Genomic DNA, 23,685 nt, shown 5'->3' on the forward strand with positions numbered 1-23,685 from the left:
CTAAAAACGCGCGTCGCGCGTTTTTAAAAACCCCCCGGGACGCTAAAGCGTCCCGATTTCAAAACCCCCTGAATTCGCTTCGCGAATTCGGCAAAAAGTGAAATACCCTCGAAGCGAGGCAATCGGTATTGATGTGGCGTCAATTTATCGAATTTCGAAACGCTTTGACGCTCCTTTAATTCTCGCCTAAGGTCCACCCAATCGGGCATTCCTATTTAGCCGCATCGCTGCTTTTCCGATCAATCTTCACTTATTTCAGTCGCAGAGTACTCCATTTCTTGGTGAATTGCCAGCATCTGAATCCCTGTCGGCTTCATTTCGAGAGACGAGGCATTTGGGGTGTCAGGGCTTGCACTCAGTATCAATCTCGGATACTGTTCTCTCGAAGTCAGGTAAGTCTCATAAGACTTGTTCGACTTACGCGGTAGCATGAGCACGCACAAGGGCCTGATCTTGAGTAGGCCGTCAGGAAGGGGAGAGACAGGGATGGACAGCACACCACGTAGGCCGGCAGAGACTGCTTCCGCTGATGGTGGGCCTGCAGCCCCGGCCCGGTGGGTGGCGCCGGCGCTCAACCGCTTCGAATGGTTCCTCGTGGTCCTCGTGGGCCTGGGCGCGCTTGCCGTTGGCGGCATCGGGCTGTACTCGTCGTACTCCAACGTCACAAGCCACATGGCGGAGCAGGGTTTCGAGCATCCGTCACTGGTCCCGATCTCAGTGGACATTGCCATCCCAGTTTTCGGTCTGGCCTACCTGCTGCTGATTCGGCTGAACATGGGCCTGGCGTGGGTCCGATGGGTCCCGTACGTCCTGACCGGGGTCACCATCTACCTCAACGTCACCAGCACCGACCAGGTAGATGCCCAGGTGGCTCACGCCGCCCTGCCTGCCTTGTGGGTGGCCTTCACCGAGGTGGTGGCGCACGCCTACCGAACGAAAATCGGTGAGGCGAACGGCACCCGAACCGATCCCATCCCCGCGGCCCGCTGGTTCCTCGCTCCTCTCCCCACCTTCTTCCTATGGCGTCGGATGAAGTTGTGGCAAGTCACCAGTTACGCCCAGGCCCTCAATCTGGAGCGCGACCGCATCCACGCCGTCACTGCCCTACGCGACAGGTACGGCCGCGGGTGGCGCCGAAAGACCCGGCTCGACATGAAGGCCGCGCTGCGGCTCGGCGAGCTCACTGCGGAGATGGTTCGTTCAGCACAGCCGGGCCAGCCCCTCCCCTCCCCGCGCCGCGAGCTCGCCGCTACCCTCACGCCTGCGCCTGCACGGCGCGAGCTGCAGAACGCCGAAGAGCAGCAGGCTCTCCCGGTCGGCGAACAGGCCATCTCCACGCCCGAGGAAGGCGACGCGCCATATCGAACCACCGAGAATTCACTTGTCGAAAACTCGACATGGGACAGTGAATTCCCTCAACCGGTCGAGACCCGTGAGGAGCGGGAGCAGCGGGAACAGCGGGAAGAAGAAGAGACCGACCGACGCACCCAAGCCAACTACGACAAGGCTGTCGAAGTCGTCCTCGAATTGGTTGCCCTCGGCGAACGAGTCAGCGGGCAGCGGGTAGCCGAGGACGATCGGGTTCCGGTAGGCCCCCGCAGCGTCCAACGCTACGTCAAAAAGATGGTGCGAGACGGAATCATTTCCCCGGAGGTCATCGCATAAATCAACCCCGGATAGCAGTAGGCCCCCGGCGCTCGCGCCGGGGGCCTACTGCTACACACCGTCAGAACTTTATGCAACCAAAGCGTCAGGGTTCCCTGACGCCATTACCCTTGTCAGGGAACCCTGACGGCCGAACGTGGCCACGGTGATCGAGAGCAAAGGGACGAACATGGGCTGGATTCACCAAGACGATGAATCGGACCACGAGGGATTCGTGGTCGCCGTCCTGCCGGACGGGACGGATGCGCCCCGGGACACGTGGGAGGACATGCAAGAAGCAGAAGGGTGCTGGGCGTGGAGCCTTAAGTACGACGGTGCACACGACCGGCCGCTGGCGGTGGGCATCAGGGCTATCTGCCTGTGCGGCTGGCGGGGGCCTCGTCAGCGGGCCGACTTCACAGATCCTCCCGCTGCCGAGGAAAGCTTGCGTAAGCAGTGGTATCACCACGCCGAGGTCAGCCTGTCGCGAACCCTCCCACCCCGAATCCAAGCTCTGTTTGACGACTTGGAGGAGACGCTCCTCGGTATGGCTATGCCGCCTGCCCGACCAGACGAACTCGACGACACCCGCCCTCTCATCGCCATCTACGCCGCCACCCTGCTCCGAGCCCACGCCGAACGCTGGCAGGAGACGGCTGTCCGCGCGGCCCGAGCCGACTACTCCTGGGAGGAAATCGCGCGCCCTCTTGGGACGACCAAGCAGTCAGCGCACGAGCGCTTCCGTGAGTCCCGGCAACACACGGCCCCTCAAGAAGCCTGACACGTGCGTGGGGGGCGTACGCCGGATGCACTGGCGCACGCCCCCCACCTGTCTCTGCGCAGCCCTCGGCCGCGCCAGGCGTTCAGACAGCCGCGGGAACCTTGCGCAGGACTTCGTGTTCCACGCCCAGGCGCACGGTGTCGGCCGTCCCGTCCTCGGCGGTGTAGTCGACGTCGACCCACTCGCCGTCCTCGTCCTCCTCGAAGTGCAGGTCGTCGATCGTTCCGGTGATGTGGACGCCGTCAATGTCGAGTTGCACCCACTGGCCGGGCTCCAGCTCGTACACGCCTGCAGGCTCCAGGTCCGCATCGTGGCCGCCGAGCGACTCCATGCCGGCCGCAGGCTCCTCCTCCGCTGACAGCGCCTCGACCAGCGCGCTCCGGGCCGGCCTCGGCAGGCCTCCCGCTGGCGGTGTGCTGCCGAGAGTCCCGAGGAAGCCCAGCGGGTTGTTGGCGAATGTCTCCGCGTCCTGTGTCATCCGGCGTACCAGCTGACTCCACACGGCGGCGTCCTCAGCGTCGAAGGCGTCCTCGTCGGCCGGTGTCAGCAGCCGCAGCACCTGGACGTACTGGATGCCGTTCGACGTGGTGGCCACCGCGCGTCCTTGGATGTTCGGCAGGTCGGTACCCATCCGCGAGTCGCCCCACATCATCTGTGCCATCTGCGGGGTGGCACGGTCCAGGCTGACCCTCATCCCGAAACTGTCGCGGGCCAGGCCGGTCAGGAACTCGGCGTCGGGGCGCTGGATTCCCAGCACCAGATGGATTCCTGCCGTGCGCGCGAGGACGACCAGTTTCCTCCACAGACGCATGCAGGGGTGCTCACGGCCCTTGAGTTTCTTGTTCGTTGCCCGCATCTCGTCCCAAATCTCTTGGATGGCCTCCTTGAAGATGTAGAACTCATCGAGGACGAAAAGGATCCTGTTGAAACTGCCTTTGCGGGCCAGGCGCCGCCTGATGGCGTCGTAGCGGCTCATCATTTCGTCATGCGTGCGCGTGATCGCCAAAGCGATGTCTTCGGGATCTGTGAGAACGGTGACGCCGTCCAGGTCCTCGAAGTCGAGGAATTCGGTCATCTTCGGGTCGCACAGGACGACCGGCACACCCAAGACCCGGGCAGCTACGACGAGGTTGCGGATAAAGACTGTCTTGCCGCTTCCGGTCGGGCCGACCACCAGGCAGTGCGGATTCTTGCTGCCGAGCTTCCACGATTCGATCTGCTGGCTTTCGGTAACTGCATAAGGCAGTTCGTACTTTTCGAGCTCGTGCAGAATCGGATAGCGGACGTTGGTGGGGAATGGCGGGCGCAGCTGGAATGAGACCAGGTCGTTTTGGAAATCCCAGTTATCGCGCCATTGTCCGGGAAGTTTGTTGTCGAGTTGCATGGTGACGCGGTGTCGGAAGTTCGCCGACAGGTCGCGTGACGTTGTCGCGTAGCGGACGTCAACCCGTGTCGGGGTGTCGCCGTCGAACTCGACATGGATGACATTCGCCGACGCGCCCATGATCGCTTGCACGACATCTGTCGTACGGGCGCGCAGGTGCCTCTGCACGATGGTGTCGTCTGTCGCCTCGGCGAACGAGGCCGGGTCACGGTCGACGATGTCTGTCGTTCTCGACGACACATCAACGCGACACAGGATCTGTCGCTTCGGGGGGCGCCATGTCGCCTCGACGGTTCCGCCCAGCCGTGTCGCGATGGTCTCGCGGATCTTCGTGCGTGCTTGCTCGTCTTGCTCGTCGAAGGTCGGCGGGTACGTGATCACGAGGCGGGTCGGGGTCCCGTGGTGGCGCTCCTTCACCTTGACCATGTCCCGGGTGGGTTCCGCGCGGAGGAGGGGCGCGAGCGCGGCTGTGAGCTCGCGTACGGGGCGGGTGCGCCTGCGGTGCAAGGCTTCGGCGAGCGCGCCGAGGAGGGCCAGGCCGACGGCCGCGGCGATGAGGGGGATGCGCAGTTCGGGCTTGCGGAGCAGGCCGGCGGCGGCGTAGGCGATGATGCCCAGGCCAACGGCGTACGCAGCCGCGGTCACGGCTGGGGACCTGTCAGGCGACTCCACGCTGGGGTGGGGTGGTGCCATGGTGCTTCCTTCCTATGTGACCTGGGGTGATGGCGCGCCCCTTCTCTCTGGGCTTGACAGTGGGGGTACGCTGAGACTGAATCGCACGAAGGAGAATCCGAGGACTCAGCGTCCCTCCCACTACCCGCCCATCGAGGCGGGATTTTTCGTTACTCTCCGCCGCCGTTGTCAGCCTCCTTCTCGCGCTGCTCACGCCGCTCACGGCGGAGCTCGGCGCCCCGCATCGCCCCGGCCGGGCTGGGGCCAGTCCGCAGCCGGCCGACCGCCGGGAACGGCTTGCCCCGGTTGTGGGTGGCCTCCAGCCGCTCAACCTCGTTGGTCAGGACGGCCCGCACGAGTTCCGAGACGTTGTGGTAGCCGTCCGGCTTCAGCTGCGTGTGCCACTGCGCAGCGCGCAGCCGCGCCACCAGTGAGGGCGGGAGAGAGAAGGTGTGGCCCCGTACCGATTCCTTCGTCTCCTGCTCCGGCTCCTCGGCGGCCGCAGGCTCGTGCGCCTTCCTCCCGGTCTTGCGCGGGCGTCGGGGCGCGGCTGTCGCTCCCGGTGGCGTCATGTCGCCATCCCCTGTCTCTCCCTTCTTGTCGGGTGTCGTCGTCTTGTCGCTTGTCGCCGATGTCGCGTCATGGGCTCCGCTGTCGCCTGTCGCCATGTCGTCATGTCGCGGGGCGTGTCGCTGTCGCCTGTCGCCGTTGCTGTCGCCTGTCGTCGTGTCGCCTGTCGCCTGTCGGGGCACGGTGTCGCTGCCGCCGCTGTCGCTGTCGCGGTCGGCGACAGCGGGTGTCGTCGCGGTCGGTGTCGTGTCGCCCAGGACGACATCGACAGGGTCGGGCTCGACGCGCTCCACGATTTGGGCCGGTGTTTGACGCACCCTTTTTCCGGCGCGCCCGGCCGACTGCTCGCTGTCCTTTTTCCGGCTCGTCATCGCGCGCCCTCCTGTGTGAGCACGTGGTCGTAGAAGCTCTGATACATATCGGCAACCTCTTCTAGTTCCGGGGCGCCAAAATCACGGCACGGGGTGTGATAGCTCTCGATGGCCTCGCGTACGCGGACGCGCCGTGGCACGGGGTCGAATACCGGGATTCCGAACTTCGAGAAGTTCGATTGCATCGATTCCAGGACCCTTCGCGAGTCCCGGGATTCGTCGTATTCCGCAACTATGATGCCCGGTATTTTCAGGTCCGGGTTTCTTTTTTCTCTGATGCGCTCGGCGGTGTAGCGCATTTCTTCCGCGCCTTGTGCGGCCCACACCGTGGCCCGCGAGGTAATGAAAAGATGCTCGATTCCCAGCAGTCCCGCGGTCGCCAACTTGCCGATATTCCGGGGCAGGTCGATAACCACGTCGTCAACGAGTTCGTCCAACTCTCCGGATTTCCGGGCCCGGAGCAGCGTGGCCATGGCATGCACGGTGAGGTCGGATTCTCTATTGGCGAGATAGCGGTCTGCCGGTGCTACAAGAACGCCTTCCCATGCTGTCGGAACGAGGACTTCGGATAGTGGCAGTGGCTGATGTGGTGTCAGGGCGTCTTTGATGCCGCGACGGCGCGAGGCCGGTTCCAGTACGGCGGTGGCGTCGCCTTGGGGGTCAAGGTCGATGACCGCCACTCGTCGCCTGCGCCGTCCACGGCGCCGCTGGGTGGCGGCGTAGGCCAGCTCCAGTACCCCCACGGTGCATCCCGCGCCACCCTTGCCCTTGCCCACACCTAGCCACATATCGCCATCGCCTTCTCGACCCCCGTTGCTTTCCGGGCCCTCATGAAGTTGCACAAGACATGCTAGGGCTGCGGTCGTGACCAGCACCGTCCGCCTACGGACACACGTAATCGAGGTACGCAAAGGGACTTTCACGGCCTATGCTGATTGTCCATGTCCCGTAAGTCGCACGCGACTTGTATGTGACACAAGACCAACACTGAGAGGCGATCATGCACTTCCGTACGAACCTGCCGAAGCTGCACGCACGCCTGCGTGCCACGGCGAACCTTGAGCGCTCCCGTCCTCTGCAACGGCTCCAGACAGCGACGGTCACGCGATTCCACGCGGCCGGCGGTGGTGTGCTGCTGGCCGAGTTCGGCACCGGCGGCCTGGCCAAGTTCATCCGGCAGGACGCCCTGCAGGTGGTCCTGCTCTTCATCGGCCTGGTCATCGTCATCAGCGCACGGAAGAAGGACATGCCCGGCGCCGTGACGATCGGCGGCATCGCACTGATGGGCCTGGCCGTCATGGGCCTGTCCGGCTCGGGCTTCAACATCGGCGAATACCTCGGCGGCTGGATCTGGACCGACCCCAAGGACGAGGACCGGTAGGCCATGCACATGCACACCGACGACGAGGTGTACGCGGTCGACGACGTCTTCCTCGGGCCCTCCCACCAGACCCTGCCGTGGCGCGTCCGATACCGGGCCTACGGCATCGGCGCAGCCATCTACGCGCTCGTCCTGACCCTGGAAATCGCGGTGGGCTTCCTCAGCGGCTGGAACGCCGTCTACGGGCTGCTGTTCACCATCTGGACGACGATCAAGATCATGGACCACGTCGACCACGAGCGCGGCGCAAAAGCCGTGACCGTCGCCTTCTGGCACGAGGTGAGCGCCCCGCGCCCCCGCACCAGTGGCGCCAGGCGCGCCCGGCTGACCTTCACCAGTGTCCGCCGCGCCGGCCGTCGCACCCGCTGACCGCACCACCACCCCCTGCGCGACCCCGCCCACCGCGAGGCCGCGCCTGCCCAACACCGAAAAGGGGACGTTGTGACCCAGCACCACCCGAAAGACAAAGAGCAGCGGCGGCTGACCACCCGCCTGCTCTCGCTGCTCACCAGCAAGAAGACCGACCCCGACACCCGGTTCGACAGCGGCATCGCGCTGACGGACATCATCGGCCACCTGGCCATCTCCAAGCGCGGCACCGTCACGGCCTGGTACGTGGCCTCCCCGCAGCGCTGGTCATTCCTCTCCGACGGCGACCGCAACGGACTGCTGCGCGCGCACGCCCAGCGCCTGGCCGAGCTCGCCGGCCGCCGCGTGCACCTGCGCATCACCCACCGCCCGTACCCGGTCGCCCGCTGGGCCGAGGCCCTGCACTCCTCGGCCGTCGAGCCGCTGCCCGGCTGGGACCGCTACCTCTACGAGGAGCAGCTGAAGGTCGGCTCGATGCCGCTGGATGACAAGGTGGTCTACTACGGGGTCACGGTCGGGCGCCTGTCCGGCCTCGGCCGCCAGACCCACCGGCTCCTGGCTGCGGGACAGCATGAACTCGAGGCTCTGACCCGGGACTTGCAGGAGATCGACGGCACGATGACGGCCTGGGGCATGTCGGCCCGGCAGGCCACCCGGGCCGACATGGACTGGCTGCTGGCCCGGTCCATCGGCCTCGGCCTGCCCGCCCCGGTCGACGTCCCGCCGCAGCCGGACGCCCAGTGGCACACCGAGGACCTGGCCGAGCACACCACCAGCACCGAATGGGCCTCCCCCGAGCCCTACTCGCCGCACATCGAGGTCAGCGGGCAGCGCGAGGGACAGCGCGCCACGCGGTATGTCTCCGTACTCACCCTCGGCCGGATGTCCCTGACGCCGATCCCCGAATCCGGCCACGGCCCGTGGCTGCAGCGGCTGGACCGGCTGCGGTTTCCCTACGAGGTCTCGGCAACGATCGATGTCCGCGACGGCGACGAGGTGGGCAAGGAAACGCGCGACAAGCTCGCCCAGATCCACTTCCAGGTCAAGCACCACGCCGAGCACCAGGTCGACATCCCGCAGCAGCTCGCCCGACAGCGGCAGCTCGGCCTGGAGATCGAGGACGAGATCAAGAGCGAGGGGTTCGCGGGCATCGCCACACGCACCCTCGGGTGGTACCGCATCGCCGTCGCAGGAACCTCGCCCGAGCAGGTCCGCGACCGCGTCAAGCGCGTGCAGAAGATCTACAAACCGCAGGTCCGCGTGGTCCACTCCGCCGACCAGTACCGGCTCGCACGCGAGTTCATCCCGTGCGAGCCCCTGGCGAACGACGCGTTCAAGCGCCGTCTTCCGGTCATCACGGTGGCCGGCGCCCTCCCCGCGGCCTCCGCGCTCGTCGGCGACCGAAGCGGCTCCAACCTCGGCTACACCTCCGGAGCGAGCCGCCGAGCCGTCATGTGGCACCCCTGGCGCAGCATGGAAGTCCGCGAGGGCTCTGGCCTGACCCCGATCGTCTCGACGCTCGGCGGCGGTAAGTCCACCCTCGCAGGCAAGATCATCTATGACAGCGTGCGCATGGGCGCCCCGTTCACCGTGCTCGACCCGTCCGGCCCGCTGACCCGGCTGTGCCAACTGCCCGAGCTGCGCCCGTTCGCCAAAGAGATCAACCTGATGAGCGCGGAGCCGGGCACGCTGTGCCCCTACCGGGTCATCCCGGACCCGCGACCGGAACACTACGCGCCCAGCCTCCCCGCCTTCCGGGACAAGCCCAACCCGCAGGCCGAGGCAGACGACGCCTACCGCAGCGCCCTGCAGGCAGCCCAGGCGCAGCGGCGCACGCTGGCGGTCGATGTGCTGCGCGGACTGCTGCCCGAGGCACTGCGCACCTCCGAGGCCACCAACAAGGCACTCCTGATGGCCTCGCACCGGGCGGACGCCTCCGTCCACTCCTCGCCGCACGCGATCATCAAGGCATTGCGCGCGCTCGGCGGCTCCCTGTCCGAGCACGCGCAGCACCTGGCCGAGCTCCTGGAGGGCGCGGCCGCCATGCCCCAGGGACAGCTCATTTTCCCGGCCGCCGACGGGGGCGACGACCAGTACCTGAGCGCCCATCACCGCCTGGTGGTCATGTCGCTGAGGGGGCTGAGCCTGCCCACCACCGGCGTGCCGGCCTCGGAATGGACATTGGAAGAGCAGTACTCGATGCCGCTGCTCTACCTCGCGGGCTGGTACGCGCAGCGCAGCATCTACGGCCGCGACATGGCCGACCGCAAGGGCCTCTTCCTCGACGAGGCATGGGCCCTGCTGAGCGTCTCTTCCGGACGCGCCCTGCTGAAGAAGACCGGCCGGGACTCGCGCAAGCACAACGCCAGGGCCATGTACGCCACCCAGGACGCCGCCGACGTGCTCACCGCGGATCTGGGCAACTGGATCGACAGCGCCTTCGTCGGCCGGACGATCGGCGACGAGGCCCAGCGCGCGGCGCTGGAGATGATCCGGATCGAGCCCGGCAACGGCTACGAGGACATCCTCGCCAACCTCTCCCAGCGCGCCCGCGGATCCGACGACCGGCGCGGCGACCGGGAATTCATCTTCGCTGACGGCGACGGCGGTATCGAGAAGATCACCGTGGACCTGCAGCACCGCCCGGCCCTGCTGGCCGCCCTCAACACCACGGCCAATCCCCACGCCCAGCGCGCCAACGGGCCCCGCCAGACGGACAACCCGTGGACGCACAGCGAGGTACTCGACCTGGTCAACGGCGATGAGGGGGCCGTGCGATGAAGCTGCACACACGTACTCAGGGCGGCACTCGCCGACGGGCGTGGTACCTGGCGGTCATCCTCGCGGTCATCGGCGGTTTCCTGCTCGGCCCGCAGGCCGGCCCCGCCTTCGCCGATGACCCGGACAAGCCCGGCTCGTCACAGACAGACAAGAAAGAGAAGAACTGCGACTTCCTCCACGGAACCCTGAAGGAGAACTGCGAGAAGACCGGCAACGGAACCGGCCGCGCAGACGGCTGCTCCAATCTCGACGGTCAACTGAAAGACCTCTGTGAAGAGAACAGCAAGTCGGACGACTGCACGCTCGAAGGTCAGTACAAGGAGCTCTGCGACGATCCCAGCGGGTCGGATGACTGTGACAAGCTCCTCGGCCAGGTCAAAGAGAACTGCAAACAAGGAAACTGCGACCTGATCAAGGGCCCGGCCAGGGACACCTGCGGTAAAGGCAAAAAGGATGCCTGCGCCCTGCTCAGCGGCTCGACCAAGGAACTCTGCGAGGCCGGTACCGGGAACATTCTGGGAGGCGCCGACTGCAAGAGCCCGCCGATTCCCGCCATGCCTGGAAGCAGCAGCGAGGCCTGGACATCCGAAACACCGAAAGAAATCCCGGTGCCGCTCGACCCCGCGAAAGCCAAGGCACGCGCACACATCTACGAGCAGTACGGGATGGCCGGTTTGGAGTGGCACACCTATGACCTCTCCTGCTCCGGAATCTCCGGGATCGCTGAAAGCGCCGGAGCGGGATTCCAGAACATGCTGGCTAACTGGCTGCTCGACAGCTCGAAATGGTGGACGAGCCTGTCTGTCCGGCTCCAGCAGGAGGCCACCGGGCCCGGCTACATGAGCAAGCTCGACGACGCTTTCGGCGAGGGCACACGCGCGGCTCGGGATGCGGTCTACCGGCCGTGGATCGGCATCTCCGTGCTCATCCTCGGCCTGGGCATCGTCTACAGCGCCCGACGCCGCAACCTGCCCGACGCCGTGCAGGCCATCGCCTGGGCCCTGCTCGTCATGTCCGTCACCTCGGTGCTCACCAACTACCCCGAGAAGGCCGGCCAGCTGACAGACACCGCCATCACGCAGACGGTCGGGCAGATCCAGCAGGCCGTGGCCGGCGACGATGACGACAAGAAGGATGCCGACCCCGCGACCAGCCAGGGCAATCTCCTGACCGGGTCGATTCTCTACGACAACTGGCTGCGCGGAAATTTCGGCAGTGCCGACTCCGCTACGGCCAAGAAGTACGGAATGCGACTCCTGGACGCGCAGGCGCTGAACTGGGCCGAGTCGAAGCTGCCGCAGAAAGAGCGGAACATCGTCATCGAGGCCAAGCAGCGGCAGTGGCAGAAGATCGCCGCCGAAATCAAGGAGAAGGACCCAGATGCCTACCGGCATCTGACAGGCCAAGAGGGCCGTATCGGGACCGCTTTCACCACCGCGCTCGGTGCAATCCCTTCAAACCTTTTCAGTTTCATGTCCTCGATCGTGATCATCTGCGCACGGCTCATCCTCAAGATGATCATTGTCTTTCTGCCCGCCATTGCCCCGCTCGCCATTCACAAGCGCATGAGCGGCACGGTGCGCACTCTCGCGAAATCCGGTGTGGCAGCCGCAGTCAACGCACCGCTTTTCGTGCTCGCCGGGTCTGTGAACACCCTCGAAACACGGGTACTGCTCAGCGAGAAGAGCCACATCCCGGAATGGTTCGCGGTCGTCCTGCTGTGGATCATGTTCTTCATCCTGTGGGCCATCAGCAAACCGCTGCGCAAAATCTCCTCGATGGCCAGCCCCAATCGGAGCTGGTTCGGCGACGGGGTCGGCGTCGTCTCGCGCGGGAAGGCCTTCGCCGGCGGCGCGGTGCTTGGCTACGCGAAGGGCCGCTGGAACGCGCGCCAGATCGGCAAGGTGGTCAACGGCAGGGGGCGCAGGGGCCAGCAGGTCGACGACGAGCTGGAGCCCGAACTGGACCCGGAGGCAGGGGAGATCACCCGGCGCGAGATCCGGCGGGGAGAAGACGAGCCCTGGCAGGAGGAGCGCCCGTACGAGCCCGGTCCGGCAGCACCACGCGGCGAATTCGACCACTGGGGCAGCGGGCAGGCGCATTGGGACGGCTCGCAGTCCTGGCCGCCCTTCGACCCCCGCCAGGCGACGGCCCCCAACCCTGACGAGATCTTCATCCCCACCAGCACGCCGACGAGCCCGAGCCCTGACACAGACACGCCGACGACCGGTCTGGGCGGACCGATCGGCACTCCGTACCATCCCGTTCCGGGCGGACCGGGGCACCACCGCGGTCCGGGCGGGCCGACCGGCACTGGCGCCACCCCTCGCACCGCTGAGGCACCAGACGAGCCGGTCTTCGCCGACATCGTCCGCCAAGCGACCCTTCTCAGGGAGCAGGAGCGGCGGCGCGCGGCCGCCGAACAATCCGCTCAGCAGGCCATTGCGGGCACGCCATCGAGGCCCGCTCTCCCGAGCGGTTCGGTCCCGCCGGCCCGCAGCGAGCCCGCACACGAGGGCGACCGCCCGATGCCGTTCGTCGCGCCCGAGATCCAGGAGGGCGGGCAGCGCGTGTTCGTGGTCTACAGCCCCAGCAACAACAGCTACGACGTCCACCGCGACGAGAGCGCCACCAACAGCACACCAGAGCGCACCGACTGGAGGAACGACGATGCGTGACACCCTCCGCACCGTGCTGCGGTGGCCTCTCTACAGCCCCTTGCGGCTCGTCAGCGTCATCGCCGCAGGCATCCTCCTGCTCGTGCTGGTCTCTTCCTTCGACGGCCAGGAGAAGGGAGGCGCGTCGCACAAGGTCACGTCCGGCTCCAACGCCGAGCCGAGCAAGGCTGCGAGCCCTTCGTCCAGCCCCTCCCCGTCGCCGGCCGCCTCGCCCGACGTCTCCGTAGCCCTGGACACCGCGCGCACGTTCGTCGATATCTGGGCCTCCCACCAGGAGCCGGAGAAGTGGCTGCAGGCTCTGCAGCCGTACACCACGCCCCGGCTGCTGGCCAGGCTGCAGTCCACGGACCCCGACCGGATTGACGCGACCAGGGCGGGCGCGGCAAAGGTCACCGACACCGGCGGTGGTTCGCTCACCTCGGCCGCGGTGAGCACCGACGCCGGGGCCGTGACGGTCGAGCTGCTGTGGGCCGGGGACCAGTGGCTGGTCCGGGACATCCAGCCCGGTGCGCAGGCGGTGGAGTAGATGCCCGCGCTGGTGATGACGGCCTCTCCGGTCCGTCGACGGATAGCCGCCGCTGCCGCGGCGGCCACCGTCGGCGCCGGAGCCCTGGCCGTGGTCATGCTCGGCAGCCTGACCATGAGTGCCGCGTCCGCCCCCATGGCCGGCGTCAGCTGTCCCGTCGCCGACGTCCCGGTCGGCGACGGCGACGGGACCACCGGCCTCAAAAGCGACCAGATCAGAAACGCGCAGGTGATCATAGGGGTGGGGCAGAAACTGCGCGTCCCGCTGCGCGGGCAGATCGTGGCCATCGCCGCCGCCCTGCAGGAGTCGGGACTGCAGAACCTGGGACACGGAGACCGCGACTCTCTGGGCCTGTTCCAAATGCGCCCCTCCCAGGGCTGGGGCACCCGGTCACAGATCATGGACCCGCAGTACGCAGCCCGCACGTTCTACCAGCATCTCGTCCGGGTCCGAGGCTGGGAGGCGATGAGCATCAACGACGCCGCCCAGGCCGTCGAGCGCAGCGGCTTCCCCGACGCCTACGCAAAACACGAGACGCGGGCCGTGCAGATCGTGGCCGGCCTCGCGGGCAGCACCGACGGAGCCACCCAGGTCGACACCACCGGCTGCACCGCCGTGACCGACACTCCCTCAGGGGCCACCCAGACCGCCCTGCGCGCCATGCTGCAGCAGGTCGGCAAGCCGTACGAGTGGGGGGCGACCGGCCCCGACTCGTTCGACTGCTCGGGCCTGATCGTCTACGGCTGGAGGCAGGCCGGCTATCAGCTCAAAGTCCGGACCTCGCAGCAGATGTACGACATCGCCACCCCGGTCCGGCGCGGCGAAGAGAAACCGGGAGACCTGATCTTCACCGAGATGGACAAGCAGGCCGGCGCCCCGGGTCCGGCACACGTCCTGATCGTGGTCACTCCAGGCATGGCCGTAGAGGCACCCCGCACCGGCCTGGACGTCCGCGTCCGCAAATACAACCCGGACACCGAGACGATGAAGTTCGGACGTCTGCCCACCTCCTCGCTCGGCAGACTCGCCTGAGAAACCCTCCCCCGCAGAAGTGCGACGGGCCCCGGCCAACCGGCCGGGGCCCGTCGCAGTAGACCGGTGGGCCGCTGGTGGTCCGGTTCCCCCGTCCCGGACGACACCCCCTGCATGACTAATGTCAATGCAGGGGGTGCATGAACATTTGCACTTCAGCTTCCCGACCACCACACCTAGCTGCGCATTGCGGCGTAGCCCACGAGGGTGTCGAGGGCGGTGTTCGCAGCTGCCCGCCGTTCGGTGGCGTTCATCTGTGCGCACTCTCGATACATGCCGTCGGTCGTCTTGCCCAGTCCTGCACGGGCCAGGCGCCGGAACTCCGGGCTTGCCCCGCCGGGCGCGTCGGGATCGACCTGGGAGGCTGGCATGTCCCCCTCCACGTTGATGATGGCCCCACACGCCAGTTCCACCAGCCGGGCCGTGGTCACCGCGTCCTCGACCAACAGCGTCAGCGCCGCATCTTGACAGGATGCGCAGCCCTCGAAGGCCGCACCGGTAACGTCCTCGAACAGCTTGCTATCCGCCTGCCAACCACCAGGCTGCGGCGCGTCGTCCAGACTCCAGCCACGATGAGCATGCGCCTCCTCCGGACGCGGTCGACGCGGCTTGTCAGGCTTATGACGGCCCATGAGAACTCCTCCCTCAACACTCGGACAGAAACTGCTCATTGGCGACCGTAGACGTCCGCATGCCATGGCAGAGCATTACGACCGAACACTCACCCGATCGAGCCTCATCTGGTACTGGCCCCAAACCAGTCCTTTACAACAGGATGCCCCCGGCGTCGATCGCGCCGGGGGCATCCTGCGGTTGGGGGCCGTGCCGGAAGCTACGGCGCGACCCACTTCCAGGGGCGTTCGCCGTGCTGGCCCATCAGGCAGGCCAACCGGTAGTCCGCTTGCGATCGGGCGTGGTCGCTGGTGTCCGCGTGCCGCAGCGCGAACAGCGCGAGCCCCAGGGAACGGATATCGCGGATGAGGGCGTAGCCGTCCCAGGCCGTTACGTCCGTGCCGTAGGCGTCGCGGAACTCCTCCCAGTAGGCCGGCGGTTCGGCCAGGGTGTCGCTTTGGAACGCGATGGTGGCCAGGTCCCATTGGCGCGGCCCGATCGCGACCCCTTCCAGGTCCACCAGGTACGTGCCCTCAGCGGTGCGCATCGTGTTGTGCGGGCTCGGGTCGGCGTGGATCACGCACCACTCGTCCGGCCACTGCACCGCCTCCCAGCGGGTGACGAGCCGTTCGGCGTGCCGGGTGAGCCACCGCCGAGAATCGGCGTCGGTCTGGGCCTCCCGGATGCGCTTGGGGTAGTCAGGCAGGGTGAAGCGGGGCAGCGCGAGGTGAGAGGGGACGCGGGTGGAGTGCAGCCGCCGCAGCGCGCGGGCGGTGTGCGCCGGCTCGGCCGGTACCTGCTCTCCCAGGTCTTCCCAGAAGGTCACTGGTCGGCCTCCGCTGGTGACCGGGTCGGGCACCAGCGGTTCGGCCGTGGGGATACGGTGCGAGCGCAGCCAGTCCGCCACCCGCAGCTCGCGCACGGCGACGTCGTACGTGCCGGGCGGGTGAATCCGGATCACCGTCCCCCCGGTGGCGCGCAGCATCAGGTTGTCGCGCAGCCGGATCGGTTCGATTGTGTCGGCTGGTAATCGGACCTGCCGGCACGCCTGTTGGGCGAGGGCGAGGACTTCCGAAGTCTCCACGGCGCATCACTTCCGGGAGGTGGTGAGGGTCGCGGCGATCTCGTCCAGGGCGAGGGAGTGGGCGCCCTTGACCAGGACCACCGCTTTGGGGGGCAAGCCGTCGAGGAGTGGGAGCACGCCCGCGCGGTCGGCGACGTGTTCCACCTCGCTCATGCCCGCCTCGCGGGCGGCGGCTGCCATGGCTGCCGCGTTCGGGCCGCCCACGGTGATCAGCCGGTCGACGCCGCGGGCCGCGGCGAGCTTGCCCATGTTCCGGTGGATCTCCTCGGCCCGGTCGCCCAGCTCCATCATCTCGCCCAGGACCGCGACGACGGGCCGGCCGCCGGCGAGGTGCGCGAGGCTGTCCAGCGCGGCCCGCGTCGCCTCCGGGGAGGCGTTGAACGCGTCGTTGACGACGGTCACCCCGTCGGGCCGGTCGGTGACCTCCATCCGTGCGCCGGAGACGATCCGGGCCCCGTCCAGCCCCCGCGCCACCGTCTCGAAGGGCACGCCGGCCGCCAGGGCGAGGGCGGCGGCCGCCAGGGCGTTAGTGACGTGGTGGCCGCCGAACACGTCGGGGCTGACCACCGCGGACTTACCGCCGGCATGAAGGGTGAAGGAGAGGCGGCCGGCGCCGCTCAGGGTGATGTCCTCGGCGCGAACATCGCAGGTGGGCCCGGTGCCGAAGAACAGCACCTTGGCCGCCGTCTTGCCGGCCATGGCCCGCACCAACGGATCGTCGCCGTTGAGGACCGCCACGCCGCCCTCGCTGGCCGGAGGCAGCGCCGCCACGATCTCCGCTTTCGCCTCGGCGATGCCCTCGCGGCTGCCGAACTCGCCCAGGTGGGCGGTGCCCACGTTGAGCACCGCACTGATGCGGGGCCGGGCGATGCCGGTCAGGTAGGTGATGTGCCCCTTTCCGCGGGCGCCCATTTCGAGGACCAGGTACCGCGTGCTCTCCTCGGCGCGCGCCACGGTCGAGGGGAACCCGATCTCGTTGTTGAAGGACTTCACGTTGGCGACGGTGGGCCCGGCGAGCTGGAGGACCGGCAGCAGCAGGTCTTTCGTGCTGGTCTTGCCGGCCGAGCCGGTCAGCGCCAGCACGAGGCCGGTGTACCGGTCGGCGACCGCGCGGGCGATGTCGCCGAGCGCGGCGGTCACGTCCTGGACGTAGACGGCCGGCACCGTGACCGGCGAGGACGCGAGCACGGCAACGGCGCCGTCCGCCACGGCGGCCGCGGCGAAGTCGTGGCCATCGGTGCGGGTGCCGGGCAGGGCGGCGAACAGGCCGCCAGGGTGGACGTTCCGGGAGTCGAAGGACAGCGGGCCCGACACGAGCGTGCCCGGGTCCGCGCCGGCCACGCGGCCGCTGGTGGCGTCGGCGATCTCCTGCAAGGTCAGGGGAATCAACGGATCTCCTCAGAGGGATGAAGGGGGGACGAGGCTGGAGAGGGCAAGGGGGTGCCGTACGGCCGGGCCGTACGGCCCGGCCGTTCAGCGGAGGCGGATCAGTGCAGGGCGGGGAAGGTGATGGCCCGTCCTGTGTAGGAGGCCGCCAGCCTGCCCAGGGGCACGCGATCGTGTTCCTGGCCCCACGCGGACGGGTCGCGGATGAAGACCTCCGGCCCGCCCGCGTCGTCGGCTGGCCCAGGGTCGGTGAAGCCGCGGACGACGACGAGGTGACCACCGCGGCGCCCGTCCTCGGGGAACTTCTCGGTGACGGAGACGATCAGCGGCGCCACCGTCAGCCGGTCGAGGAGTTCGCCGGCCGGCACCGGCTCCGCGCGGCCCGGGACGCCGAGCTGTTCGGCGATCTCGGCCAGGCCCGCATGCAGCCAGCCCCGTTCGGTGTGCGCCCCGTGGTCGACGCCGAGCCGCACCAGCTGAGTCACGGTCGGCGCCGGCTTGCCGTAGGCGAGCAGGATCATCCGCAGGTCCGCCATGCCGCAGGCCCGGTTGGACCACTCGATCCGGTCGCCGAGTTCGGCGCCCCCGTCGCGCTCCCACTCCTGTGGGGCGATGAGCTGACGGCACATCGGGACGGGGTGCAGACACGGCATGCGGGCAGACTCCTAGCGCTCGCTCACCGCGGCGGTGAGCAGCGGATCGGGGCTCAGAGGCACATCGTATGTGCGCCGGGTGACCGCCTCGCGCAGAACGGCCCGCACCACGTCCACGTGGCTGACCCCGACGAATTCGGCGCCGGCGGCGAAGTTCGAGCCCACCGACATGCCCGGCGTCGGGTTGACTTCCAGCGCGAAGGCCTTCCCGTCCGGTTCCACCATGAAATCCATCCGGGCCATGCCGCGGCAGCCCAGCCGCTCCCACATGGTGCGGGCATGCGCCGTCAGCGTCGTGACCGTCTCCGCCGGCAACTCCGGCGCGGACACCGACACCATGCCCTCGCCGGCCGCGTCGAGCTTGGATTCCGCGTCGTACCACTGCCCGCCGCGGACCTCGGTCGCCAGCGGCGGGAAGACGACCACGCCGCCGGGCAGCTCCAGCATGCCGATCGTCACCGGCATGCCCGTGACGATCTGTTCCACCAGGACCCGGGGGGACGGGGACGGGTCAATCTCCGCTGCCTCCGCGAGCGCGCGGGAGAAGTCGCCGGGGTCGTCCACCAGGCTCATGCCGACGCTGGACCCGCCAAGCGGCGGCTTGACCATCACCGGGCCGTCCCAGTCGAGGGCCGGCCCGCCCGTCCACTCCCGCCATGCCGGGGTGGGCACCCCGAGCCCGCGCATGTACTCCTTGCACAGGATCTTGTCGGCGGCCAGCGAGCACGCCGCCACGCTGCTGCCGCAGTACGGTACCCGCAGGAAGTCAAGGAGCCCTTGAAGCCGGCCGTCCTCGCCGAACGGACCGTGCAGGTTGGACAGCACCACCCCGGCCCCGGCCAGGTGCGTGACGAACCCGGGCGCGCACGGGTCCACCACCCGCACCTCAGCGCCCAGGCCGGCCAAGGACTCGCGCAGCGCGGTCACGGACAACTGCTCTACGGGGCTCTTGTCGAGGTACAACCGGTCCTCGGCCGACAGGCCGCCGTACGCCAGCACCACCCGCAGGCCCCGGGCGTCCCACTCGCGCAGGGTCGTGATCTCCCGGGCCACCGTTTCGCGGTCGCCAGCGTCGATGAACGTCGTGGTCACAGCAACTCCAGCTCTCCGCGGAAGGACATGACGACGGGGCCGGCGACCCAGTACGACCCGGGCCGCTCGCCGTTGGGGGTGACGAACAGCGGCGTGCCAGCCCGGTTGTGCACGGTCACCGGCCCCGGGGCGACCACCCCGCGACGGGACGCGATCACCGCCGCGGCCACCGCCCCCGAGCCGCACGACAGCGTCTCGGCCTCCACCCCGCGCTCATAGGTGCGGATGCGCACCGCGTGCGGGCCCACCGGGTGGACGAAGTTCACGTTCGTCCCGACCGGGGCGAACGCGTCGTGATAGCGCACCAGCGGGCCGAGCCGTTCGACGTCGACGGCGTCCACGTCGTCCACCAGGGCGACCACGTGTTCGGTGCCCGTGTTCACGGCGTCGAAGCGCAGCCGCGTTTCCTGCCACCAGGTCTCGACCCGTTCCGGCTCCACCTCGCCGGCCTCCGCGGTGACCGAGACGTGGTTCCCGTTCACGGTCGCCTCATGGGAGACGCCGGCCATCATCAGCGTCATAGCGGTGAACCCGTGGTCGACGGCGGCCGCCCAGGCGACGCAGCGCAGCGCGTTGCCGCACATGGACGCCAACGAGCCGTCCGCGTTGATGACGATCACTTCCAGCACGGGGGCCGGGTCCTTGTCGACCAGCGTGCTCAACACCAGGCCGTCAGCGCCGACACCGGTACGCCGCTCGCACAGCCGCGGCGCCTCCGTTCGCCAGTCGCGGGACGGCCCGGCATCGGTGAGTAACACGAAGTCGTTGCCGGCTCCGTGGAGCTTTCGGAACTGCACGTCAGGGCCTCTCTTCCGGGGCGGGTGCAGGGCAGGGCACACCGAGCCGTACGGCCGGCCCACGAGGGGCGCCGCAGCACGGCGGCCGAGGGGGGCAAAGCACATTGGTCATCCCGCCGCAGGGCGGTCAGAGGGCCGTGCGGGGCGCGCAGCGGCACGTGTGCGTCTGTTCCTGGTGCAGCGTCTTGGGCGTGGCGTCGGGCCGACTGGCCCCAGGACGCGCGGGCTCGGCGTGGGCGTCGACGAGCTGAGGGCCCACGATGAGCACGGGCGGCATGATGCCGAGGATGCCAAGAACGGTGATTGCCCGGCCCTCGGCGGGCCGATGTGCGTGACGGCCGCTCATGTCGTTGTCCTCGGGTGTGTGGCCGGGCTGATCGGCGCGGTGATGTGGAGCTCGGCCGCGGGTGCGGTCCACTCCCATCCGGAACCGTCCTCAGGACGGACGTGGGCAGTGCGGGAAACGATGGAGCCGCCCCTGGCCCGGGTGATCAGGACACCGCCGACGGTTCCGGTACGGCCGGTCGGCTGGTGCTTGACGGCTCTCCGCAAGAGCTCGTGACCGGTGTCCCATTCGGTGGTGGTATCTGCCACGCGCTACCTCCCCGGGTGTCGGTGGTGTGCCGGTGGAGCTCAGTGAACGCGGGTGGGCGACCTGCGGTAATCCCGTTGCGGGGTCCCGTGATGGGTACACACCATGGGGGCCGGGTGTACGCTCCGTGCCGGATGGATTACTGACATCTCGTCAACAACCGGGGGCGTGGGATGCGCTATCCGCCGTCACCAGCTGCATTGCCGTCTGGGCTGCTCGATGACCCGCGCATGCGGCGTGCCGTGGCAGGACGTGATTTTGGGGTGGTCTTCGCTCTCGCCCATGACGCCGGGATCTCGTACAACAAGATCGCGGAGGCATGCGGGCTGAAAGCCGAGCGGGTCGGGAAGATGGCGCGGGGCACCGGAGAGATCACCACTCTCGCGGCGATCGAGCGGGTGGCGGACGGACTTCGTATTCCGGGGCGACACCTGGGCCTGGCTCCGCGACCCTGGGAGGGTGACACTGCCCCTCAGGAACGCCGTCATAACGGAGACGACCCCATGAAGCGCCGGAACGTTCTGCGTGGCGCGCTCGCCGCCGGCCTGGCCGGCCCAGGGCTCGCCGCACTCACCACGACCCGCAGCGACGTCGATGCAGCCCTGGCTGCCGACCACACGACATCCGATCTGAGCTACTGGCAGAGCACCGCCGAGCGGTACAGCTACGGCTATAACGGCCAGGCGCCGACGGACGTGCTCGCCGACCTGGCCGCCGACTTCACCGAGATGGACCCTCTGCTGACCCAGGCCCGGACGGTGCAAGGCCGCACAACGCTGTGCCATGTCGCCGGGCAACTGGCGGGCATGATCGCCATCGTCCTGCACGACCTGGGCCAGCACCGCGATGCCTACGGCTGGTTCCACACCGCCGGCCGAGCGGCCCAGGAGTCCGGTGACACCGGACTCCATGCGTGGATCAAGGCCCGTGAGGCGATGGTGTCGTGCAACTTCGGCGCGCCGGGCGCGGGCGCGCAGCTCGCCGGGGAGGCCCGACGGTTGGCTGGGGCGACGCCGAGCTCGGCGGCCGCTCTCGCCGCGGCGGTCGCTGCGCGGGCTCATGCTGCCCACGGCGACCAGGACGAGGCACGCTCCGCAGTGGCGGACGCGGAACGGCTTATGGAGCAGCTGACGCCGCAGCAGTCCGCCGACACGTGGTTCGGGTACCCGGAGCAGAAACACCATGTCCACCTGTCCCAGGCGCTGACGCTGCTCGGCGAGACCGAGCGCGCATACAAGGCGCAGGACCAGGCGCTCCGGCTGTCGCGCTCGTCGTCGCTCATGACGCGCGCACTGATCACCATCGACCGAGCGACATGTCTGGCACACGACCAGCAGCCGGACGAAGCCGCGCGCATCGCGGCCCAGGCATTCGGCGAACTGCCTGCCGCATACCGGACCGGCCTGACGCGCCGCCGAGCGGTGGCCTTGCACAACACGCTTCAAGGCCGCCCTGAAGCCAATCAGTTGCGGGATGCGTTGGCGATGCCTGCGGCGTAGGGCTGGCCGCTGCCGCAACATCCAAGCCTTGCGCGTCGGGCTACGGGTGCGGCCGCGTGAGGTGGTGACGGCTCGACGACTGGTTGAAGGTTCGTGCCCAGCCGTCGAGCTCGCACGAAGAAGCTCAGTCGATCAGAACGTCGATGCCGCAGACAGTGCAGTTCCCGCCGTTCTCGAGGTCTTCGCTGGTGACGGGGTTGTAGTCGTCGCTGATCGGCTCCTTGGGGATGTGGCGGCGACACAGCAGGTGGTACTGCGAGCGATAGGCCACGATCTGGTCAGGAACGCCCGGAACGCGGACGTTGAACGGGTCGTCCAACACGGAGACAGGGGCAGGCGTCGCGGGGACATGTGCGACGGCGTTACCGATCGCCCGCGCGCACGCGGTGCAGAGCTTGAAGCCGGAGCGGGCCGGACTGACGTCGGCCAGGTGCACGGCCCACTGTCCGTCGGCGGCCATGCTCCGGTAGCAGGCCCCGCAGCTGTCGTTGACATCGGCCGGCTCGATGACGATGAGGGTGGAGTCGGTCAACGTGATGTTCGGGTTGACGGGGCGCTGGTCCTCGCGCACGCGGTTCAGAGCCTCGTGGTACCCGATTCCCTCGGCCCGCTGCAGTTCCCTGGCGCGCTGTTGTTCGGTGCTGCGCTTCGTCATGATCGTCTCCTTGGAACCGGCCTTGCGCCCACGCCATCGGCCGGTGAAGAAGAGGACCGGTCAGTACAGGTGATCTGGATCCCGAAGAACCTTCTCCCGAGCACTCACGCGGCGTGGGCACGCGACAACGGGATGGGCGTTCAGCTCGCCCTCGGCGGCAGCGTAGCCGAAGGGAACAGGCTCACAGAATGTGCCGCAATCGCACTTCGCTCGTTGTTTTGATATGACCACGACGCACCGGGGGCCGCTACGCGTCTCGCCGCCCACACTTCATCCGTTCAGGTCATTGACAAGTGTTCAGGCCCTGAACAGTATTGGGGGAGTCGGGCCACGCCCGGCACACGTCCATGCACGCGGGGCGCGGCTCCCGCTTCCCAACGATCGCCGCGCCCCGCCTCCATACAGGAGGGCTCCATTGTCCACGACCACCCACCCCGCCGCGCCGCGCCGGCCCGCTGAGATCGATCCGGGCCTGGCAAATGACGTCGCCTGCACGCTGACCGAACTGTCCTGCGTCCCCGACGACACCGCGCTGCTGCGCCGTGCCGCCGAGCAGCTGCCGCTGCTGACCGCCCAGGTCCGCCGCGTCACCCGCAGCGACAGCGAGGGCAGCGACGAGGGATGGCTCGACGTCGCTCGCGCCTGCGGCATCGTCCGCGAGAGGACCCACTGACACATGACCCACACCCCGAGCACCTACCACGTCCGTGCCGTTCTGGCCTCGGGCGTATGGACGGCCACTGTGGATGAGCTGCCCGGGGTAGAAGCCTCGCACCGCTCGCTCTCCCAACTTGAGCGACGCGTGCGCGACTCGATCGCCCAGGGGAAGCACCTCGACGCCGAGGCGCTTCCCCTGGAGATCGCCTACGCCACTGGAGACGACACGTTCGACCAGGAACTCGCCGAGGCCCGCAACCTGCGGCACCAGGCCAACAAACTGGCCGAGCAAGCTCGCGCGGCCGCTGCACCACTGGCCAAGCGCCTTGTCAGCCAGGGAGTCTCACACCGCGACGCCGGAACGCTGCTCGCCGTGAGCGGGGCACTCGTCACCAGCTTGATCAAGACCCCTTAGCCAAGACAGCCCGTACGGGGACCACCGCGCCCGCACCACCGGGCGACCCCGACC

23 protein-coding genes are annotated in these 23,685 nt (G+C 68.2%); 11 read left to right on the plus strand and 12 right to left on the minus strand.

What is annotated here, in order from left to right:
* The first annotated feature begins 486 nt into the window (after positions 1-486).
* Positions 487-1,665 (plus strand): DUF2637 domain-containing protein, encoded by a 1,179-nt coding sequence (locus ACFV2X_RS47880; RefSeq protein ID WP_385628773.1) that lies wholly within the window; start codon positions 487-489, stop codon positions 1,663-1,665.
* A gap of 145 nt (positions 1,666-1,810) precedes the next feature.
* Positions 1,811-2,425: a hypothetical protein gene (locus ACFV2X_RS47885; protein ID WP_385628776.1), complete on the plus strand. Its 615-nt coding sequence runs from the start codon at positions 1,811-1,813 to the stop codon at positions 2,423-2,425.
* 82 nt (positions 2,426-2,507) lie between these two features.
* Here the strand turns inward: ACFV2X_RS47885 and ACFV2X_RS47890 are convergent, their stop codons facing one another.
* From ACFV2X_RS47890 to ACFV2X_RS47900, 3 genes are all read right to left on the minus strand, one after another.
* On the minus strand, positions 2,508-4,454 hold the full coding sequence (locus ACFV2X_RS47890; protein ID WP_385628778.1) for an FtsK/SpoIIIE domain-containing protein: 1,947 nt from the start codon (positions 4,452-4,454) through the stop codon (positions 2,508-2,510).
* Positions 4,455-4,651: 197 nt separating this feature from the next.
* A complete protein-coding gene (locus tag ACFV2X_RS47895; protein WP_385628780.1) occupies positions 4,652-5,422 on the minus strand; it encodes a hypothetical protein in 771 nt (256 codons plus the stop codon).
* Positions 5,419-6,198 carry a ParA family protein gene (locus tag ACFV2X_RS47900; protein ID WP_385628782.1) on the minus strand — a complete coding sequence of 260 codons (780 nt, stop codon included), beginning with the start codon at positions 6,196-6,198 and terminating at the stop codon, positions 5,419-5,421. Before ACFV2X_RS47900 ends, ACFV2X_RS47895 begins: the two co-directional genes overlap by 4 nt.
* Before the next feature lie 224 nt (positions 6,199-6,422).
* Here ACFV2X_RS47900 and ACFV2X_RS47905 point away from each other — a divergent pair, with 224 nt between their 5' ends.
* The 6 genes from ACFV2X_RS47905 to ACFV2X_RS47930 all read left to right on the plus strand — a co-directional run bounded on the left by ACFV2X_RS47905 (position 6,423) and on the right by ACFV2X_RS47930 (position 14,189).
* The gene (locus ACFV2X_RS47905) at positions 6,423-6,803 is read left to right on the plus strand and encodes a hypothetical protein (protein ID WP_385628785.1); all 381 of its coding nucleotides are present in this window, start codon (positions 6,423-6,425) and stop codon (positions 6,801-6,803) included.
* Between the two features lie 3 nt (positions 6,804-6,806).
* Positions 6,807-7,172: a hypothetical protein gene (locus ACFV2X_RS47910; protein ID WP_385628787.1), complete on the plus strand. Its 366-nt coding sequence runs from the start codon at positions 6,807-6,809 to the stop codon at positions 7,170-7,172.
* A gap of 72 nt (positions 7,173-7,244) precedes the next feature.
* Positions 7,245-9,953, plus strand: coding sequence for an ATP-binding protein (locus tag ACFV2X_RS47915; protein WP_385628790.1), 2,709 nt, complete (start codon positions 7,245-7,247; stop codon positions 9,951-9,953).
* Positions 9,950-12,631 (plus strand): hypothetical protein, encoded by a 2,682-nt coding sequence (locus ACFV2X_RS47920; protein ID WP_385628793.1) that lies wholly within the window; start codon positions 9,950-9,952, stop codon positions 12,629-12,631. The genes ACFV2X_RS47915 and ACFV2X_RS47920 overlap by 4 nt, the downstream gene beginning before the upstream one ends.
* Positions 12,624-13,157: a hypothetical protein gene (locus ACFV2X_RS47925; RefSeq protein WP_385628796.1), complete on the plus strand. Its 534-nt coding sequence runs from the start codon at positions 12,624-12,626 to the stop codon at positions 13,155-13,157. Before ACFV2X_RS47920 ends, ACFV2X_RS47925 begins: the two co-directional genes overlap by 8 nt.
* Positions 13,158-14,189, plus strand: coding sequence for an NlpC/P60 family protein (locus ACFV2X_RS47930; RefSeq protein ID WP_385628798.1), 1,032 nt, complete (start codon positions 13,158-13,160; stop codon positions 14,187-14,189).
* A gap of 176 nt (positions 14,190-14,365) precedes the next feature.
* Here the strand turns inward: ACFV2X_RS47930 and ACFV2X_RS47935 are convergent, their stop codons facing one another.
* The 8 genes from ACFV2X_RS47935 to ACFV2X_RS47970 form a co-directional block, all read right to left on the minus strand.
* Positions 14,366-14,821 (minus strand): hypothetical protein, encoded by a 456-nt coding sequence (locus ACFV2X_RS47935; protein WP_385628800.1) that lies wholly within the window; start codon positions 14,819-14,821, stop codon positions 14,366-14,368.
* 200 nt (positions 14,822-15,021) lie between these two features.
* Entirely contained in the window at positions 15,022-15,885 is an 864-nt protein-coding gene (locus ACFV2X_RS47940) for a phosphotransferase enzyme family protein (protein ID WP_385628803.1), read from the minus strand.
* Positions 15,886-15,891: 6 nt separating this feature from the next.
* Complete coding sequence (gene murF / locus ACFV2X_RS47945) at positions 15,892-17,274, minus strand: UDP-N-acetylmuramoyl-tripeptide--D-alanyl-D-alanine ligase (protein ID WP_385628805.1); 1,383 nt, start codon at positions 17,272-17,274, stop codon at positions 15,892-15,894.
* A 98-nt stretch (positions 17,275-17,372) separates the two neighbouring features.
* The gene (locus ACFV2X_RS47950; RefSeq protein WP_385628808.1) at positions 17,373-17,924 is read right to left on the minus strand and encodes a hypothetical protein; all 552 of its coding nucleotides are present in this window, start codon (positions 17,922-17,924) and stop codon (positions 17,373-17,375) included.
* Positions 17,925-17,936: 12 nt separating this feature from the next.
* The gene (locus ACFV2X_RS47955; protein ID WP_385628811.1) at positions 17,937-19,016 is read right to left on the minus strand and encodes a D-alanine--D-alanine ligase; all 1,080 of its coding nucleotides are present in this window, start codon (positions 19,014-19,016) and stop codon (positions 17,937-17,939) included.
* A complete protein-coding gene (dapF, locus tag ACFV2X_RS47960) occupies positions 19,013-19,813 on the minus strand; it encodes a diaminopimelate epimerase (protein WP_385628814.1) in 801 nt (266 codons plus the stop codon). The genes ACFV2X_RS47955 and dapF overlap by 4 nt, the downstream gene beginning before the upstream one ends.
* Positions 19,814-19,940: 127 nt before the next feature.
* Entirely contained in the window at positions 19,941-20,159 is a 219-nt protein-coding gene (locus tag ACFV2X_RS47965; protein ID WP_385628816.1) for a hypothetical protein, read from the minus strand.
* Complete coding sequence (locus tag ACFV2X_RS47970) at positions 20,156-20,407, minus strand: hypothetical protein (RefSeq protein ID WP_385628818.1); 252 nt, start codon at positions 20,405-20,407, stop codon at positions 20,156-20,158. Before ACFV2X_RS47970 ends, ACFV2X_RS47965 begins: the two co-directional genes overlap by 4 nt.
* A 171-nt stretch (positions 20,408-20,578) precedes the next feature.
* On the opposite strand from ACFV2X_RS47970, the gene ACFV2X_RS47975 reads away from it, so the two are divergent.
* A complete protein-coding gene (locus ACFV2X_RS47975; protein WP_385628820.1) occupies positions 20,579-21,904 on the plus strand; it encodes a hypothetical protein in 1,326 nt (441 codons plus the stop codon).
* A 124-nt stretch (positions 21,905-22,028) separates the two neighbouring features.
* Here the strand turns inward: ACFV2X_RS47975 and ACFV2X_RS47980 are convergent, their stop codons facing one another.
* Complete coding sequence (locus ACFV2X_RS47980) at positions 22,029-22,559, minus strand: hypothetical protein (RefSeq protein ID WP_385628823.1); 531 nt, start codon at positions 22,557-22,559, stop codon at positions 22,029-22,031.
* 415 nt (positions 22,560-22,974) lie between these two features.
* On the opposite strand from ACFV2X_RS47980, the gene ACFV2X_RS47985 reads away from it, so the two are divergent.
* Positions 22,975-23,232: a hypothetical protein gene (locus ACFV2X_RS47985; RefSeq protein ID WP_385628825.1), complete on the plus strand. Its 258-nt coding sequence runs from the start codon at positions 22,975-22,977 to the stop codon at positions 23,230-23,232.
* Between the two features lie 3 nt (positions 23,233-23,235).
* Positions 23,236-23,631: a hypothetical protein gene (locus tag ACFV2X_RS47990; protein ID WP_385628828.1), complete on the plus strand. Its 396-nt coding sequence runs from the start codon at positions 23,236-23,238 to the stop codon at positions 23,629-23,631.
* Positions 23,632-23,685: the final 54 nt, after the last annotated feature.

This window comes from Streptomyces sp. NPDC059679, from assembly GCF_042734105.1.
In the GTDB taxonomy this organism is placed as follows: domain Bacteria; phylum Actinomycetota; class Actinomycetes; order Streptomycetales; family Streptomycetaceae; genus Streptomyces.

Excerpts from the sequence above, each read along its gene's own strand:
- ACFV2X_RS47935 (WP_385628800.1), bottom strand. The coding sequence starts at position 14,821 with ATGGGCCGTCATAAGCCTGACAAGCCGCGTCGACCGCGTCCGGAGGAG.
- ACFV2X_RS47950 (WP_385628808.1), bottom strand. The coding sequence starts at position 17,924 with ATGCCGTGTCTGCACCCCGTCCCGATGTGCCGTCAGCTCATCGCCCCA.
- ACFV2X_RS47990 (WP_385628828.1), top strand. The coding sequence starts at position 23,236 with ATGACCCACACCCCGAGCACCTACCACGTCCGTGCCGTTCTGGCCTCG.
- ACFV2X_RS47965 (WP_385628816.1), bottom strand. The coding sequence starts at position 20,159 with ATGAGCGGCCGTCACGCACATCGGCCCGCCGAGGGCCGGGCAATCACC.
- ACFV2X_RS47980 (WP_385628823.1), bottom strand. The coding sequence starts at position 22,559 with ATGACGAAGCGCAGCACCGAACAACAGCGCGCCAGGGAACTGCAGCGG.
- ACFV2X_RS47975 (WP_385628820.1), top strand. The coding sequence starts at position 20,579 with ATGCGCTATCCGCCGTCACCAGCTGCATTGCCGTCTGGGCTGCTCGAT.
- ACFV2X_RS47905 (WP_385628785.1), top strand. The coding sequence starts at position 6,423 with ATGCACTTCCGTACGAACCTGCCGAAGCTGCACGCACGCCTGCGTGCC.
- ACFV2X_RS47895 (WP_385628780.1), bottom strand. The coding sequence starts at position 5,422 with ATGACGAGCCGGAAAAAGGACAGCGAGCAGTCGGCCGGGCGCGCCGGA.
- ACFV2X_RS47880 (WP_385628773.1), top strand. The coding sequence starts at position 487 with ATGGACAGCACACCACGTAGGCCGGCAGAGACTGCTTCCGCTGATGGT.
- ACFV2X_RS47920 (WP_385628793.1), top strand. The coding sequence starts at position 9,950 with ATGAAGCTGCACACACGTACTCAGGGCGGCACTCGCCGACGGGCGTGG.
- ACFV2X_RS47910 (WP_385628787.1), top strand. The coding sequence starts at position 6,807 with ATGCACATGCACACCGACGACGAGGTGTACGCGGTCGACGACGTCTTC.
- ACFV2X_RS47925 (WP_385628796.1), top strand. The coding sequence starts at position 12,624 with ATGCGTGACACCCTCCGCACCGTGCTGCGGTGGCCTCTCTACAGCCCC.
- ACFV2X_RS47930 (WP_385628798.1), top strand. The coding sequence starts at position 13,158 with ATGCCCGCGCTGGTGATGACGGCCTCTCCGGTCCGTCGACGGATAGCC.